The 16,541-nt window shown below is 64.1% G+C and carries 12 protein-coding genes; 3 read left to right on the top strand and 9 right to left on the bottom strand.

Annotated features, from left to right (window positions below):
- Positions 1–7: 7 nt before the first annotated feature.
- On the bottom strand, positions 8–883 hold the full coding sequence (locus GT590_RS04385; protein ID WP_009608184.1) for a MetQ/NlpA family ABC transporter substrate-binding protein: 876 nt from the start codon (positions 881–883) through the stop codon (positions 8–10).
- 464 nt (positions 884–1,347) lie between these two features.
- Here GT590_RS04385 and GT590_RS04380 point away from each other — a divergent pair, with 464 nt between their 5' ends.
- Positions 1,348–2,739, top strand: a complete 1,392-nt coding sequence (locus GT590_RS04380) for a sodium-dependent transporter (protein ID WP_009306013.1) — start codon at positions 1,348–1,350, stop codon at positions 2,737–2,739.
- 71 nt (positions 2,740–2,810) lie between these two features.
- Here the strand turns inward: GT590_RS04380 and GT590_RS04375 are convergent, their stop codons facing one another.
- Positions 2,811–4,691, bottom strand: coding sequence for an FAD-binding protein (locus GT590_RS04375; protein WP_009306014.1), 1,881 nt, complete (start codon positions 4,689–4,691; stop codon positions 2,811–2,813).
- 276 nt (positions 4,692–4,967) lie between these two features.
- Here GT590_RS04375 and GT590_RS04370 point away from each other — a divergent pair, with 276 nt between their 5' ends.
- A complete protein-coding gene (locus GT590_RS04370) occupies positions 4,968–6,419 on the top strand; it encodes a helix-turn-helix transcriptional regulator (protein WP_161170927.1) in 1,452 nt (483 codons plus the stop codon).
- A 66-nt stretch (positions 6,420–6,485) separates the two neighbouring features.
- Here GT590_RS04370 and GT590_RS04365 read toward each other — a convergent pair whose 3' ends face one another.
- Both GT590_RS04365 and GT590_RS04360 read right to left on the bottom strand, forming a co-directional pair.
- The gene (locus GT590_RS04365; RefSeq protein WP_021409735.1) at positions 6,486–8,168 is read right to left on the bottom strand and encodes an FAD-binding protein; all 1,683 of its coding nucleotides are present in this window, start codon (positions 8,166–8,168) and stop codon (positions 6,486–6,488) included.
- A gap of 45 nt (positions 8,169–8,213) precedes the next feature.
- Positions 8,214–8,864 (bottom strand): cytochrome c3 family protein, encoded by a 651-nt coding sequence (locus GT590_RS04360; RefSeq protein ID WP_021409737.1) that lies wholly within the window; start codon positions 8,862–8,864, stop codon positions 8,214–8,216.
- 202 nt (positions 8,865–9,066) lie between these two features.
- On the opposite strand from GT590_RS04360, the gene GT590_RS04355 reads away from it, so the two are divergent.
- On the top strand, positions 9,067–10,584 hold the full coding sequence (locus GT590_RS04355; protein ID WP_057384972.1) for a response regulator transcription factor: 1,518 nt from the start codon (positions 9,067–9,069) through the stop codon (positions 10,582–10,584).
- A 23-nt stretch (positions 10,585–10,607) separates the two neighbouring features.
- Here the strand turns inward: GT590_RS04355 and GT590_RS04350 are convergent, their stop codons facing one another.
- From GT590_RS04350 to GT590_RS04330, 5 genes are all read right to left on the bottom strand, one after another.
- Positions 10,608–11,585 carry a 4Fe-4S binding protein gene (locus GT590_RS04350; protein ID WP_052106104.1) on the bottom strand — a complete coding sequence of 326 codons (978 nt, stop codon included), beginning with the start codon at positions 11,583–11,585 and terminating at the stop codon, positions 10,608–10,610.
- Positions 11,585–12,166 carry a 4Fe-4S dicluster domain-containing protein gene (locus GT590_RS04345; protein ID WP_021409751.1) on the bottom strand — a complete coding sequence of 194 codons (582 nt, stop codon included), beginning with the start codon at positions 12,164–12,166 and terminating at the stop codon, positions 11,585–11,587. The genes GT590_RS04350 and GT590_RS04345 overlap by 1 nt, the downstream gene beginning before the upstream one ends.
- 158 nt (positions 12,167–12,324) lie before the next feature.
- Positions 12,325–13,131: a DmsC/YnfH family molybdoenzyme membrane anchor subunit gene (locus GT590_RS04340; protein ID WP_021409746.1), complete on the bottom strand. Its 807-nt coding sequence runs from the start codon at positions 13,129–13,131 to the stop codon at positions 12,325–12,327.
- A complete protein-coding gene (locus tag GT590_RS04335) occupies positions 13,131–13,715 on the bottom strand; it encodes a 4Fe-4S dicluster domain-containing protein (RefSeq protein ID WP_021409734.1) in 585 nt (194 codons plus the stop codon). The genes GT590_RS04340 and GT590_RS04335 overlap by 1 nt, the downstream gene beginning before the upstream one ends.
- Positions 13,715–16,534, bottom strand: coding sequence for a molybdopterin-dependent oxidoreductase (locus tag GT590_RS04330; protein ID WP_021409747.1), 2,820 nt, complete (start codon positions 16,532–16,534; stop codon positions 13,715–13,717). Before GT590_RS04330 ends, GT590_RS04335 begins: the two co-directional genes overlap by 1 nt.
- Positions 16,535–16,541 lie beyond the last annotated feature (7 nt).

The raw sequence follows: 16,541 nt of genomic DNA, 5'->3' as shown, positions 1-16,541 counted from the left end.
CGATTGCCTAGTACGAGCTGGGCTTGCCGAAGCCGGCGAAGATGTTGTCGGGGTCGTCGATGACGCTTTTGAACGCATCGGATTGCACGATTCCTTTCACAGCCTGGGCGAATTCGGCGTCGGCATCGGCGCCCTGCACGGCGATGACGTTGTAGTATCCCTCGGACAGCTGCTCGACGTAAGCCGCGTCGGCAAGGTCGAGGCCGGCGCCGATGGCGTAGTTGCCGTTGATCACCGCGACGTCCACGCTGTCCAGCACGGTGGGCAGCACTTCAGCGTTGACCTGCTGGAAGGAAAGGCCACGCGGGTTCTCCGCGATGTTGTTCACCCCTGCTTTCGCGGGGTCGACGGAGGCATCCAGCGTGATGAGGCCCGCCTGCTGCAGCACGCGCAGCGCTCGCGACAGGTTGGTGTCGTCATTGGGAATGGCGACGGTTGCGTTCGGGGGCAGTTGATCGAGCGAGCCGGCTTTGCCCAGGAACACGCCCATGGCGGCGGTGGGCACCTCGACGATGGATGCGAGGTCGAGGTTGTGCTGTTTGGAGAAGCTCTCCAAATAGGTCGCATGCTGGAACAGGTTGAGGTCGATCTCGCCGTCGGCCAGAGCATTGTTCGGCTGCACGTAGTCGGAGAATTCGACGTACTTAACCGAGTAGCCCTGCTCGGTCAGAGAGGGTTCGATGGCCTGCTCGAACATGTCTTGATAGGGTCCTGCGCACACGCCGACTCGGATAGTTTCGGCATTGGAGCCGCCGGTCGACGTACAGCCGGGCAGGATGAGCAGGGCGACGGCCAAGCAGGCGACAAGGGCTGCGGCGGCGCGGCGGGCTCGCGACGAGCGCGATCCGGCGGGGGTTTCATGTGAAGCGGTGCGGATAGTCATGGGTTTGGTCCTTTGTCTCGATGAGGGGTGCTAAGGGTAAAAAAAGAAGCCATAGGCTTCCCGTCTTCGCATGCAATGCTCTCGGCGCGCTTATGGCAGCGGGAGAACTGAATGCAGATGAAGGCAGGCACCAGGGCGCGTGGGTTGGGGCGATTGCATTCGCATGAGCACGGGCTCTCCTCTCTTCAGTGGGGTGAAAGCATTATCAACGGATGCCTAGATTGAAACAAGGGGTTTGGTCATTCGTAGTTTTGGACAGCAGTCATCTGATAAACAGATAACTCGGTTAACGGTAAAGTCGTCTACGCAGGTAAAGGGCGGGCAGGTGCACGGTTAGGGCAGGCCGTGCACCGTGCGCTGCCGAACTGCCAATTGGCTTCATTGCCGTCTTCCGCTACACTGCTCGCATTGTTTTTTGCGCGTCCGGACTGTTCAGTCTGGGCGCTTTCGATAAGCGAGGACGTATGGTACGTGAGAAATTCGGATCCCGTTTAGGGTTCATCCTGATCAGCGCGGGATGCGCCATCGGGCTGGGGAACGTGTGGCGCTTCCCTTACATCGTGGGGCAGTACGGGGGCGCGGCATTCGTGCTTTTGTATTTGCTGTTCTTGGTGGTGTTCGCGCTGCCCATTCTCGTGATGGAGTTCGCGGTGGGCCGGGCGAGCCAGAAGGGCGTCGCGCGCAGCTTCGACGAGCTGGAGCCGGCCGGGTCGAAATGGCATCGGTTCAAGTGGGCGGCCCTTGCGGGCAATTACCTGCTGATGATGTTCTACACCACGGTTGCCGGATGGATGCTGGCGTTCATGGCGTTCAGCGGCGCGGGCACGTTCGAGGGCCTGGACGCCGGCGCCGTCGAAGGGGTGTTCAACGGGCTTCTGGCCGACCCGCTTATGATGGTCGCGTTCATGCTGGTCGTAGTGCTGATAGGCGTGTTAGTGACGCGGGCCGGCTTGCGCAACGGCGTGGAGCGCATTACGAAGACGATGATGGCCGCCCTGTTCGCCGTCCTTGCCGTGCTGGTGGTGCGCGCGGTCACGCTTCCGGGCGCCGAAGAGGGCCTGTCGTTCTATCTCATGCCCGATTTCGCGAAGCTGTTCGAAGGCGGGTGGGGGACGTTCGTCGATGCCGTGTTCGCGGCTATGGGCCAGGCGTTCTTCACGGTGTCGGTGGGCGTGGGGTCCATGTCCATCTTCGGCAGCTACATCGATAAACGCTACCGCCTTACGGGCGAGGCGCTGCGCGTCGCGGGGCTGGACACGCTCGTGGCCATCATGGCGGGCCTCATCATCTTCCCGGCGTGCTTCGCGTTCGGGGTGGAGCCGGGCAGCGGCCCCGGCCTGGTGTTCATCACGCTTCCCAGCGTGTTCAGCCAGATGCCGGTGGGGCAGCTGTGGGGCACGCTGTTCTTCCTGTTCATGAGCTTCGCCGCGCTGTCCACGGTGGTGGCGGTGTTCGAGAACATCATGAGCTTCAGCATGGACGAGTGGGGCTGGTCGCGCAACCGCGCTTGCCTGGTGAACGGCATCGCGCTGGCGCTGTTGTCGCTGCCGTGCGTACTGGGCTTCAACGTGTGGGCGGGCGTGGAGGTGCCGGGTATCGGCAATATCCAGGCCATCGAGGACTTCCTCATGTCGAACAACGTGCTGCCGCTGGGCGCTCTGGTGTTCCTGCTGTTCTGCACGTCCAAGCGGGGCTGGGGTTGGGATGCGTTTCTGCGCGAGGCCGACACGGGCGAGGGCACGCGCTTTCCTCGCTGGGCTCGCGGCTACGTGCGCTTCGCGCTGCCCGTGCTCATCCTGGCGGTGTTCGTGGCCGGCTACGTACCCATCGTGCAAACCTGGCTGGGGCTGGGGTAGGCCCGCGGCGCCGGAGGGAGGGCGCCGCGGGCCGAGCGGAGCGGGGAGAAGTCTAAAGGTTTCGGTGCAACTTAGATCTCGCCCTTCACGGTTTCTGCCATGAGGTAGCCGTAGTTCATGGCGGCGTCGAAGCCCATCGCGTAGGGTCGGCCGTCCTTCTCCTCGATGGATCCGCATACGTCGCCCGCCGCGTACAGTCCGGCGACGGCTTCGCCCGAGTCGCTCAGCACGTGTCCTTCGGTGTCGATGGCCAAACCGCCCGTGGTCAGGTAGAACGTGGGGATGCAGGACACTACCCAAACGCCATCATGCGTGTCGAGGTAGGGCAGCTTCTTGCGTCCGAACTCGTCTTCCTCGCCGGCGAGCGCGTGGGCGTTATGCGTATCGAGAGTGGCAGCGAGGTCGGTCAGCCCCAGCTCCTCGGCAGCAGCCTCCACGGAATCGTAGTGCACCATGTCGCCGCGGTGCTCGAGGCATTTGTAGGTATCCATGGCGTACAGCTCGTTCTTGTTCGTGGTGATGCGGCCCGCTTCGTCGGTGACGTAGAAGAACTTCCCCCCGTTCGTTTCATCGAGAAGCGCCCGCCCAAGCACGCCGTGGTTATCCGACATGATATTGCCGAACTGCTTGCCCGACGCGTTCACGAGGATGCCTGGCGTGGTCTGGTACAAGAAGGCGATCTCGAAGTTCGATCCGGCCTGGTTCGTGGTGGACAGGAATGCGCCTAGGTCGCGACCCATGCACTCGATAGCGCCTCCCGCCTTCTGTCCCAGCTCGATGCCATCGCCGGTGGAGCCGGGTGCGCAATTGAACTTGAAGTCGGCGTACTGAGGGTAGTGCTCCTTGATCATGTCCGGGTTGGCCGCGAACCCTCCCGACGTGAGGCATACGGCCTTCGCTGTGACGGTCCAGGTAGAGCCGTCACGCCCTTCAGCTTTGAGCCCGGTCACGCGACCGTCGGCATCCTGCACGAGTTCGGTCACCTTCGTCGCGTATACGATCTGTCCGCCAAGCGCACCGATGCGATCGACCAGGTAGTCCTTCGCGTATCCGCAGCCGCCCATGTAGCAGCCGGGAGCCAAATACGGCGTCACGCCGTACGCCTTGTTCACGCCCAAGCTGTAGAAGCCCACGCCGATGCCGTGCATCCAATCCACCAGTTGTCCGGAGTTCGAGTACATGGCCGTTTGGTACGGCATCGCGCCGTCGAAGCGGTCGTTTTCGGGAACGAGGTACTTCTGCATGACTGCCAACATAGCTTGCTTGTTGTACATGGGATTGTCGTCGGCCCTGCCGAGCGCGTAGTTCGCTTGCAGCTGCGATTCGGCGGCGGCGACGCCCGAGTACGTCATGGGCATGGAGCCGCCGGCAATGTCCTGCTTCTCGAAGAGCACCACCGTTTTCCCGGCTTCCAGCAGTCGCGTCGCTGCAACGAGGCCTGCGGTGCCGGCGCCCATGAACGCCACGTCCACGTCGGCGGTCTGCGCGGCGCCGCCGCTGGGGGTTGCGGCGCCTAGGCGGAAGTCCTTCGGATTACCGCCGGCGTTCGTGATGGCGTCGGCTACAGCGCTTTGCACGGCCATCGATGTGGTGGTGGCACCGGTGACTGTGTCCACGTCGATGTTCTTGGCTTCGAGAATCCTCGTTGCCATCATCGGAGCGGCCGTGGATCCGATGCCGATGGTGTCGTCGCAGCGCAGCACGCTGATGCCTGCGATGTCGCCGCCCGCGACGGTCACCTGCACGAACAGGTCGTCGTCGTGGCCCATAGCCGAGCCTATCCATTTGCCGTCGGTGAAGCTGTCGGGCACGCTTTTCTTCTCCGGTTTGGCGTCTTTCGCCGAGTCGTTGCTCGCCTGTTGCGGCGTCGCGCATCCCGCTAGACCGCCCAGTGCGGCGACGCCGCCGAATGCGAGCGACCCCTTGAGAAAGTCCCTGCGATTGAGTTCCATAGTGTTGCTCCCTCCTCGATTGGTCGGCGTGGCTTCGTGATCGCCGTGCCTCGCCGAAATGAACAACGCGAGTATCGCCAGGCGAGGTTGTCGGAGTCGACCCCGATTATCGGTGCATGTATCGAAACGGACGGTTTCCGCCTCGCCCATTTTCGGTTATTTTTTGCATCGTGCCTGGTCAATGTCATTCGTATATGAAGGCTGCAGATGGTTTTCCATTCGACGCCCCCGTCGCCGCGCGCAAGACAAGGTACAATGCGTTCGGGAGGAAATCGCGTGACAAGCAAGCATGCAGGCATAGCCCTTGGGGCGCTCGGTTTCGGTCTGTGCAAGACCGCGATTTCGGTTGCCTACATTACGGCGATGGGCTCGGTGTCCTCTACTGTCGGATTCGTGTCCGAGCTTGATTTCATGTTCGCGATGAACGCGATTTCGTTTGCGACGGCGCTTGCGATCATCGCGCTCGTGCGCGCAGGACGGCTTCGTCCGGGTGCGCTATCGCAAGTTCCGGCTGTGATCGCGTTGCTCGTCGGGTTCTTTTTGAGCGCTACCGGCGTAATGGCGGGGCTGCCGTTCGCGGCGACGGCCGTGTTCTACGGCGTGCTGTGCGGGTTCGCGCTCACGGTGCTCAATGCTGCATGGCTCGAGGCGTTCGTTGCGGAGCCCGATGCCGCTTACGGCGTCTACCAAATCGTGGGTGGGCTGATCGTTCAATGCGTGCTGGTGTCGGTGCTACCGCTTTTGGGGTCGCTTGCGGCAAGCGTGCTCTCCATTGTGGCGGTGGTCGTTTCGGCCTGCCTGCTCGTGCGACTCAAGCGCATGCTCTCGTTTGCCGAGCGCGACGAGCTTCTTCCGGCGAACCGCGGCGATCGCCTCTCGTTGCTGCAGGCGTTCTTATGCCTGTTCGTGCTCGTGGGCGTTGTGGGCATCCTGCACACCACGGTACTGGGCTCGCAGTCCGAGAGCATCGTAGGCGATGTGAACATGTGGATGCCGCTGGTGGCGGCCACGGCGATCACCGCGTTGGTGGCAGGGCTCACCATGCGACATCCCGATCCCACGGCCGTCTACAAGGGTTGTCTGCCCGCGATGCTGGCGATCCTCTCGTTGCTGCCGTTTTTCGGCGAAGCGCTCGGCGGGCTGGCCGGTCTCGTCATGATCACGTGCTACGACGTGTGCGGCATGGTGTTCCTGCTGTTCATAGTCGATCGTGCACGCACGTTGCGCATGTCGAGCTATGTGCTGTCAAGCGTGTACCTGGGCGGCTCGGGTCTGTTCTTGGTGATCGGCCTGTCCATAGGCGGCGTTCTGGGCGCGCTCAGCGCCGATTACGGGCTGTCGTTGTTGACGCTGCTCGCGTTCGCGGCCATCTACCCGTTGGCCATCGTGCTGGTGGTCGCGTTGCGCCGCGCGCATCCGCAGGACGCGTCTTCCGCCGCGGCGGGGGAGGGTGGGGAAGGCGCGCCGAGCGCGGATGCCGTTCCCACCGTCGACGACGCGCTGGGCGCGGGCGGCGACGCGGTGGCGGCGCGGTTCGAACTGACGCCGCGCGAGCGCGAGATACTGGGCTACTTGGCACGCGGCCGTACAGCCAAGTTCATCGCCGAAGAGCTGGTCATTTCCGAGAACACCGCGTGGGCCCACATCAAGCGCGTCTACGCGAAAACCGGTGTCCACTCCAAACAAGAGCTCATGAGCGTCGTCGAGCAGCAAGGAAGAAGCCGCTAGAAACGAAAAGCGCCCCGGCTGAGGGAGGGAGCCGGGGCGCACGGGGAGGGTGACGGTGGTGCGGGCCTACTTGGCTTGGGCGTCCCACGCTTCGAGGCTTGCGGCGTTTCGTCCTGCGATGCGGCCCCACACCATGTTCTCGGCGTTGTTTCCGCCCGAGATGCCGTACGTGTGGCCGGCCATGTTGCCGAAGCATCCGGCGGCGTACAGGCGCGGGATGGGCTGGTCGTTGCAATCGACGACGTTCGCTTCGGTGTTCTTTTTCGGGCCGCCTAGCGTGGAGCAGCCGCCGGGGTACAGGGGCCAGGCGTAGAACGGGCCGTCGAGCGAGACGGGCGCGAGCGTGTCGGCGGTTCGATCGAATGCAGGGTCGTTTCCTTCGTCGCAGTATGCGTTGTACGTTTCGAGCGTGGCTTGAACCGATGCGGCGTCCGGGGCGTTGTCGACGGCGGCCATCTTCGTGCAAAGCTCTTCGAGGGTGTCGGCTTTGATGATCCAGCCCTTTTCGATTTCGGTTTGGTTGTCGACGCTCCAACCTTCGAATCCTCCGCACTCGCTGGGAATGTCTTCGAGTGCCATGCCGATGGCGGTGGAACCGCCGGGGGTGTTCAGCACACCGCCCTTCACGGCACCGAGCGGCCCGGCATCGATGACTTCTTGGCCGGCGATCACCCAGGTGGGAATGCGCTCGAAGTCGGCGAGCGTCGAGTCGTTGAACTTTTCGAATTCGTGCCATCCCACATGCGGGCTCAAGAACGTGGACTCGGCGATCCACCGCTTGCCCAGGCGGTCGAGCATCACGTAGTTGTTCGCGCCCGGCGTGACCGTGAACGCGTACGGCCACTCGAAGTCTTTGAAGTAGGCGTTGTACGAGCCGATGATGTTGTTCATATGCCACAGCTGCGCGCCCACGTTCTGCACCATCTTGATGCCGTCGCCCGTGTTGAACGGCCAGCCGTAGAAGCCGCTCATGGGGTAGCATTTGCAGTATTCGTTCTTGAGCTCGTCGTTGAACTCGAATCCGCCCAGCGTCATCACCACGCCTTTGCGCGCTTTGACGGCTTTCGGTGCTTCGTCGTCGCCGATGAGCGTGTAGCAGCCGACTATCTCCTTCGTGTCGGGGTTTTGGATGAGCTCCTCGTCGTGGCAGTTGAAAACGACTTCGATGCCGAGGTCGGAACGTGCTTGGTCAAGCGTATGCCAGCCTGCGTTGCCGCCCTTGGTGGGATCACCGAACGAGCAAACGTGCATCGCCTCGGCGCCTTCGATCCAGGGATATTCGCAGCTGGAGGTGCCGCCCGAGGCGTTCGTGCCCTTCTTGAGCTCCGTGTCGATGTTCCAGTAATCGCAGTAATCCATGTTCTGGTAGCACTCTTCCGCCCACGCTCGCGCGATGTCTTCAGGCGTGTGGCCCTTCGAGAAGCCGGTGATGTACTGCACGGCTCCGTCGATGTCGTCGACCCAGGTGTACTCGCCCATGTTGATGGACGAGTTCCCGCCTCCGCGCGAGGGAGCTTTCTCAAGCACGAGCACGTCGGCCTCGCCCTCGTCCTTCGCGGTGACGGCGGCCCACAGGCCCGCGCCGCCGTAGCCGATGACCAGCACGTCCGTCTCGTAATCCCAGGTTGACGGCATCCAATCGTCCGATGCGGAGGCTTTCTGCGCACAGCCTCCCAGCGCTCCTGCGGCAGCAACGCTCGCGGCGGCGATTCCCGCCCCCTTGAATAGGTCGCGTCGTGTCAAGCTCATCTCGATCCCCTTTCCTGTGCGGTTCGCTGCACGTGCAGCGGGTTCCTAACTATGCTCATGGCAGGTGTAGCATTCGAACACGTCGGCATGGTGGCAGCTCATGCAGTACGCTTTGGCGTCCCCTTGCAGATCGGTCTGCTCCTCGTGCATGCTGTGGCAGTCGGTGCAGGCGATCTGGCCGTGCGTGTCGGTTTCCGGCAGCTCGTGCGGGTTGACGGTGGTGCCCTGCGCATCGGAGAGCGCGGTGCACGAGCTGCTTTCCGCTGCGATTTCATCTTGATCGTGGCAGCTCAGGCACACTGATGCTTCAACCGTGGTCTGCTTCAACCTCGATGGCATCCGGTCGTCTGACGAGGCGCCCTCATGCTGCTTGGCCAAGGTCGCGGTGTCGGTATGGCAGTCGGCGCATTGCAGGCTCGTGTGCTTCGAAGCCGTGCACGCGGCATCTTGCCGCGAGGACGCTTCGTCGGCGTGGCAGGTGCTGCAATCGGTTTCGGTCGTCCACTCGGTCAGCGTGATGGACCCGTTTGCGGCCTCCGCCTTCGGCGCCGCTCCCTGAGAGGCCGCTTCCTGCGGTGAGCAGCCCTGCAGGCACCCCAGCCCCGCGGCGCAGGCGAGCACGCTCGCGCAGACGGTCAGCAGTACGACCGATTTTGCGTTGGCGCGTACGATCGCTTCCCCTTTGTTCAGCTTCATGGTTCCTCCTTTCCGTGGCGTGAATTCCAACGGGCTCCATGGTGGCAGGAGAAGCGGGCGCAGAACTCCCCTCCGACATATGATTTGCGGCGAAAACCCTTCATCTGTTTCAGAGTATTTCCTGTTGGTGGGCCGTGCGGACCCTGCGAAGCAAGCTATGATGAAGGTGCTTTCAAACAGGCTGCATGTTCTTGGAGGGCATATGGCACAAGGGGACGAGGGCGCGCGGGGCGCCCGGGTTGAACGCGGAGCGGTGCGCACGGGCCGCTGCGCTGCAGGACTGGCGCTGCTGTGGTTCTGGGTGCCGTGGGCTGCGGCGATCGCGCATCCGTTGGAACAAGGCGCTCTGCTGGCCCCGTTGCTGGCGACGGCCCTGTTCTTCGGCGCGTGCGCATGCGCGGCGCTTGCCGCGCTGCGGCTGGCGAAGCGCGTCGGTACGGGGTACGCGCGCATGGGGGACGTGCTTGCGGCAAGCGCGGGGAGCCTGGGAAGCGTGATCGCCCTGCTGGCGTACGCGGCGGGCGAGGCAAGCCTCGCGTTGCAGGTGCTGGCGATGCTGCTGTCGGGGTTCGCGATGGGGCTCGCCATCGTTCGGTGGGAGCGGAGCGTGGCCGGCGTGTCGGAGCGGGGGATGGTGGGGTGCGCCGCCGCTCTGCTGGCATCGTGGTCGGCGCTGTTGTACGTCCTGTTCGCGGGCGGTGGTTCGGGGGCGAGCCTGGCGGGACTCGCAGGCGTGGTCTCGCTTGCCGTGCGCCCTCGTGCATTGCGGCCCGATGCGCAGGATGTGGTGGTCACCCGGCTGCTCACGTTGCAAACGGCCTCGTTTCTGAAGCGCTACGCGGGAGCGTTCGCGGCGTCGGGGGCGGTGACCACGTTCGCGCTCATCCAATTCGCCTCCGCGCGGTTCGCGGTCGTGTCCGACGATACGTTTCTGGTGCTGCTGCTGGTTGCTCCCGTGTTTCTGCTCGTCCTGCTGTGCGCGTGGCTGCCCAAGCGCGAGCAGAACTTCATGCTGGTGTTCCACCTCTCGTTCGTGGTGGCGCTGCTGGCCTTGTTCCCGGTCAACCCGGGAACGCCGATATCGCTCAACGTGTCTGTGGCGTTCTGCCTGTTGTGGATCGGGTCGCTCGTGGGGTCGCTCCTGGTCATGGGATCGCGGGTGAATCGGGCGCTTCGGCCTTGGTGCGATCCTTGCGGCCTTGGGCCGGCGGCGTTCTGCCTGGGCGTTGCCGCGGGCGCGCTCGTGGCCATCGGGTGGACGATGACGCCCGACTTCGAGACGGTGGCTTCCGGCTCTCCCGACGGCATCGTGAAGGTGAGCGTGGTCACCTCGTTCGCGCTCATCGTGCTGTTTTGCGCGACGAACGTGGTGCTGCGCGGATCGATGCTGCGGCGGGTGGAGCTCATCGCGCGCGGTCGCATCACGCAAGTGATGCCGGCGCCGCGGTCGTTCTCCGGATCGGAGGCGCACGGGGAGGGAGACGCACCCGATGCGCTGCAGGATGCGTACCGGCGCATCGCGTTCGACCGGGGGCTCACGCCGCGCGAGTTGGACGTGCTCGTGGTGCTGGGGCGGGGCAACACGCTCGCGCGCGTGCAGAGCGAGCTGGTCATCTCCGAAGGCACCGCCATCACGCATCGGCGGAACATATACCGCAAGCTCGACGTGCACAGCAAGCAGGAGCTTCTCGACTTCGTCGAGCGCTACGCGCGCGCATGAGTCGGGGGAGGGACGTTCTCCTCCTACGGGCGCAGCTTCATATGGATAGCTTGGGCGGGGCAGGCTTCCACGCAGGCACCGCATTTCGAGCATTCGGGGATACGCTTGCTGTGGGGATCCACTTGCTCGGGGCAGGCTTCCACGCAGGCGCGGCAATCCACGCCCGAGCTGCGCAGGCATGCGTCGGCGCGCACGCGCGGCCGCAGGGTGCGATTCAAGCCCGAGATCAGGGACACGAGTGCGCTCACAGGGCAGATCTTCGCGCACCACTTGCGCAAGAACGCTATCTCCAGCACGAGGATGGCAGGGAAGATGATTAGCCCCCACGACGTCTCGTTGAACTGGAACAAGTGCCACACTCCTATGAAGGTGGCAAACGTGAGCCCAATGGGGCACACGAGGCAGAACACGGGGAATCCGAAAACGGCCGAAGCTCCCAGCGCGCCGAGCAGCGTGGCATGGCGCGTGTCCAGGCGCAGGCCGTCGCGCCCTCCTCCCACGGGCGCGAGCGCGCAAGAGGCGCAGCGGTGGCCGTCTTCGCGAGCGTGGGAGCAGGCGTGATGTGCGGCGGAGACACTGCCGTCTGCGGCCTTGCGCTTACCCGGCTTGAAGAGTCGCTTTAGCCAGGGGGCGGGGCACATCCAGGCGCAGAACGCCTTGCCCACCAGGGCTATCACCAGCACCATACCCAAAAGCAGCAGCAGGGGTTGAAGCATGATCTGGCGTGCTCCGAACATGGTTTCAAGTGCACCGAGCGGGCAGATGGCGGCTATGGATTCGATACCGAACGCGGAAGGCGTGCCGATGCCGATGCGGAAAGTCAGGCCAGCGGCGACTGCGCATACGGCAAGCGCGAAAGCAGCCCCACGCGCCTTGCGGAAGGGGAAGCGTCGCGTCCGGCCTTCTGCCTGTCGGTCGTGGTCCGCGGAGGCTTCACGCGAAGCTTCCGTGCAATCGGCGACTCCGGTTTTCTCCGACAGCACCTCATTGGGCTCGTCCATCAGGCGCTCCTCTCAACGTTGATGCCGCGTTGCGTGCCGCCGGCAAACGACCGGTACGTGTTCGAGGGGCAGCGGTACTCGCAGATGCCGCAACCGTTGCAGCGGGTCGAATCCACAATGGGCCGCCCCGACGCGTCGGCCGAGAGCGCCTCGTAGGGGCACGCATCCACGCACACGCGGCAACTTCCCGAAATCCAAGCGATGCAGCGCTGCGGGTCGATGACCGCAAGGCCGATGCGGTTCGCTTTCGCGTCCACGTCTCGAATGGCGCCGGTGGGGCACGTTTGCTCGCAGCGCCCGCAAAAGTCGCACAGCCCACGGTGAAAGTCCATCACGGGCGTCCGCCAGTTGAGCAGCCCGTCCTCGAGCGTGCCCGTGCGAACGCATCCCTGCGGACACGCCGACCGGCAGCGATCGCACTTCAGGCACAGGCTGCGGAAGCGCTCCTCGTCTTCGGCGCTGGGAGGCCGCAGGCAGGTTGCGCCGCCGTCGAGTGCGGAAGCGGCGCTTCCCACGGCGAAGCTGGCGGCGACGAGCGCGCTGCCAGCTACGAGCGATCTGCGAGAAAGCGACAGGGTCATGGCGAAGCTCCTTGGGGTGGGTACGATAGCGGTCGTCCAGCGGCAAAGCGGCCAAGCGGTCAACCGAGCCGATGCCGAAGCGCTGTCGGGGAGGGGGATCGGGACAGCGCTTCGGCATCGCCCGTCTCCCCGGCTCGCGACCGAGGAGACGGGCCGGTTTAGATCAGACCGAAGAAGTCGTACAGTCCGGCGCCGATAACCCACATAGCGCAACGGAAAGCAATCGAACCGATAAGGGCGGCAATCAGCGCGACGGCTCCAAGCGCCACGGCGCTGCCCGGCTTCTTCCGGGCAAGGAAGCCGCACGCGATAGGCGCGACGCCTCCAAACGCTGCGGCGGCGATCGTCATCGGGGCGGCGTCTCCGGCGAATGCGCCTGCGACCGCGCCGTACGCCAAGACCGTGATCAGCGCCACGCAGCCGGCCGCCAGCGTCATCAGGCCGTAGAGGCTGCAAGCATTCTCGTCGGCCTTCTGCGCGGCGATGAGCACGAGGTAGGCGGCCGCGCCCGATGCCGCCGCCGTGCCCAGGTAGCCGAGCGGCAGCAGCTCGGTGTTCCAGGCGGCAATGGCGCTCATCAGGTAGCTTTGCCCCGCCATGAACGACATCAGCGCGCCGAGCGCCATGCCGACGACAGCCACTGCTTTGAGGGCTCCGCCGTCGATGCCGCGCCGGAGCATGACCAGAAACGCGATCATGACTATGGCCAGCAGACCCACCAGCAAGGCTTCGGTGAAGATGCCCGAAGTAGGATGCTGCAGCGCGCCCAGCATGCGGTCGGGATGGGACAGGTGCGTGACCGAAGCCAGGCCTCCTACGACGGTCAGCGCCAAGGCCGTCGCCGTGCCGGCGAACGCGCCCTTGTCAGTCTTGCGGACGAACACGTTCAGGCAGATGAAGAAGAACAGCCATCCGCCCATGCCCGTGAGGGCGGTGAAGAGCACGAGAGACCACTGGATGTCCATTACTTCACCTCCTCTTTCCATTCAGCGTACTTGGCTGACAGGATGTAGGCCGTCTGAGGGCCGTTGCCCACGTCCTTCAGGCGATGAACCGAGTCGGCGCCTGCGGCGGCAAGCGCTTTGGAGGCGTCCGAATTCGGATCGTCCAGATCGCCGTAGAAGCGAGCCGACGCACAGCACGCCGCCACGCACTTGGGCTCTTCGCCCACGCTGGTCAGTTGGCCGCAGAGCGTGCACTTCTCCACCACGTGTTCCGACGGGCTCCATGAACGCACGCCGTACGGGCAGGCCATCATGCAGTACTTGCAGCCGATGCACTTCTCCTTGTCGACCAGCACGACGTTGTTCTCATCGCGATAACTGGCGCCGGTGGGGCACACGTGCGTGCACGGCGAGTCGTCGCACTGCTGGCACATAACCGGCAAGAAGTACTGGTGCAGATGCGGGTAGTCTCCGAACGGGCCCACCTGCACCACTTTGTTCCAGAACGAGCCAAGCTCCACTTCGTTCTCGTTTTTGCAGGCGATCTCGCAGCCGTGGCAGCCGATGCAACGGTCGAGATCGACGACGATAGCGTAATGCGACATTATGCGGCACCTCCTCCGGTGTTCTCAGACGGTTGCGGCAACCAAGGCGCGAAGTCGGTCGGCTCGTGCCACACGCCTTCGGGGCGCGACGCCTTCTCGACCTTCACGTTGATGCCGCGCAGGGTATACGTGCCGAACTCGGGGTTGTAGTAGCCCGTGTTCTTGGTGAGCACGTTCATGTTGCACAGCGTCCAGCTCTTGCGCGGGTCCTGGCCCTCTTCCAAGAACTCGGGGTTCCAGAAGCGTTCCATGTAGGCGCTGCCTTTTGCGATGCCCTCGGTGACGTGGGCTACGCCGTAGATGCCGTCCTTGACCAGGCTCTGACCCTCGGCGGTCAGCTCTTGGCCGGTCTTGAGGTTCGAGAACACGTCCAAACCGTCGGTGCGGGGCGACTTCACGTTCACCCAGTCGCCGGTGGCAATGCCGTGCTCCTCGGCGTACTCGGGGCTGATCCACACCTCCGGCGCGGGGTAGATCTCGCGGATGTAGGGGTTGTTGCGCAGCGTGCCGTGGTGGAAGTAGGGGATGCGGCCCTCGGTGAGCACGAGCGGGTAGTCGTTGCCGTATTCCAGACGATCGTCCGGATCGTGGAAGTAGGGCATGGGCAGGTACTCTGCGGAGGCTGCCGGCATCTCGAAGCTTTCGGCGCCGTGGCGGCCGAGGTAGATCATCGTGTCGCCGTAGGGGCCGCACTTGAGCGGGTTGTCCTTGATGTCGCGGGCGGCGCAGCCCGCGAAGCCGATGTAGGAGGAGCCGTCGCTTGAGAGGCCACGGTAAGCCTGCTCGTAGGGGGCGTTCCAGTATTCCTCGGGCTCGACGGCGTTATACGGCGCCTTCGCAACCAGCTCGTCCCAGGTCATGTTCACGTTAGAGGCAACCCACTCGTAGTAGTCCTCCATGGAATCCCAGTACGCCGGGGCGGGGCCGCAGGCGTCCTGGTCGAAGGACTTCTGCATGCCCTCGTGGCCGCGCTCGGCAAGCGCTTTGGCCAGCATCGACCAAATGAACGTCTCGTCGATGCACTCGAACAGGTTCGTTACCGGCTGGCGCAGGAGCACCGCGTACAAACGACCCTGGATGAACGCGGTTTCCAGCCATTCGGCGGTCGGCAGCAAGAGATCGGCAGCCTCGGTGGAAAACGACGTGGGATACATGTACATGTGCACGATGAGGTCAAGCTTGGGGAACGCGTCAACCCACGACGCGGCGTTGCCGAGCATGGCCATCTTGTTGCCCGAGCGTTCGATCCAGATGTGCGGCTGATACGGCTCGCCGGTGAGGATGGCGTTCAAGATGGTGGGAATGTGGCTGTGCATCCAGCCGCCCAGACCCTTGTGCTCCACGTAGCCCAGGCGATTCTGGATGTTCTCCGGCGTCTGGAACTGGTAAGGCGAATCGCCAAAGAAGCCCGTGGGGAACACGGTGGACTCCGCCGAGCGCGGGAGGCTGTTGGCGGGGCTGCCGGGCTTGTCGATGTAGCCCATCATGCAGTCGAGCGCCGCCGCGCCGATGGCAGCCTGCGTTGACTGCGGGTATTGGTCGGTTGCCACGCCCAGGCTGATGCCGCCCGACTCGCACTCGGCGTAGAGCTTGATGGCCTCTTCCAAGTCGCTTGCATCAACCATGCACACTTCGGCCACGTGGTCGATCGTGAACTCGTCGGATTGCTCCTTGTAGGCCTCGAAGGCAGTCTTCGCCTTGATGGCGGTGCCGTCGGCCAAGGTGACATCGTAGGCGCCGAACAGCGCCGGGTTATAGGAAGCCTCGTTGTCCGGGCCCAGAGCGAACGCCTTGGTTACCTCGCCGGTTTTTTCATCGTAGTAGACATAGCCCTCGTTCTCGGCGGTGACGTCGGCAAACACCTTGCTGGCACGCAAGAGCGCGCCTGCCGGGTCGCTCGGGTCCACCAGGAAGGGCAGATTGGTCCACTTGGAGCAGAACTCCTCGTTGTAGAGCTTCTTGTCGATAATGTAGCGCGTCCAGCCCAGCATCATGGCAACGTCGGTGCCGGGGCGAACCGGCAACCACACGTCGGCGCGGGCAGCGTCGGGGGTGTAGCGCGGGTCGATGACCACCGTCTTGGTGCCCGCGGCGCGCAGCTCAACTACGGCACGACCGGCAGAAGAGGGTGCATGCTGAGCCGGGCCGGTGCCCCACATCACGTAGGTGTCGATGGACACGGTGGGGTTGTACAGCTCGGCGCAGCCGGAGTCGGCGATGGAGGTGTCACTTACGCCGTTGATCAGCGGCATGGTGTAGTTGCGCGGCAGGTAGCACTGCGCGCAACCCGGCTCGAACACGTTGCCCGCGCCCCAGAAGTTGCGGAAACGCGGCGGGCTGAAGAACTGCGGGTTGCCGCCGCCGCCCGTGGAGCAGAGGAGACCTTCGAGGCCGGTTTTGTCCTTCATGTCCATGAGCGCGTCGGCGATGGTGTCGATGGCTTCCTCCCAGCTGATGCGCTCCCACTGGTTGCCGCCACGTTCGCCCACGCGCTTCATGGGGTACTTGTTGCGGTTGGGGTGATACAGCGCCTGAATGCCCGAGAGGCCCTTGGGGCACACTCGGCCCTCGGACATGGGGTCGGCAGGGTCGCCTTCGAGCTTGATGACGCGGCCGTTCTGCACGTGCGCGATGATGCCGCAGTTCGAGATGCAGGCGCGGCACGACGTGTGCACGAGCTTGACCTCGTCAGCCGCGTACGCCTGGTCGCTTTCGACCAGATTGTTCACGGTGGCAACGCCAGACCCCAGTGCAGCAGCGCCGGCGGCTAAGGCCGATGCTTTCATGAAGCTGCGTCGGGTGAGGTTCGTTGGTGACATATTCCCT

The sequence above is a fragment of the Eggerthella sp. BIOML-A1 genome (assembly GCF_009875595.1).
Taxonomy (GTDB): domain Bacteria; phylum Actinomycetota; class Coriobacteriia; order Coriobacteriales; family Eggerthellaceae; genus Eggerthella; species Eggerthella lenta.
Note: the sequence above shows the minus strand (reverse complement) of the source record. Positions and strands in the feature narration are given on the sequence as shown.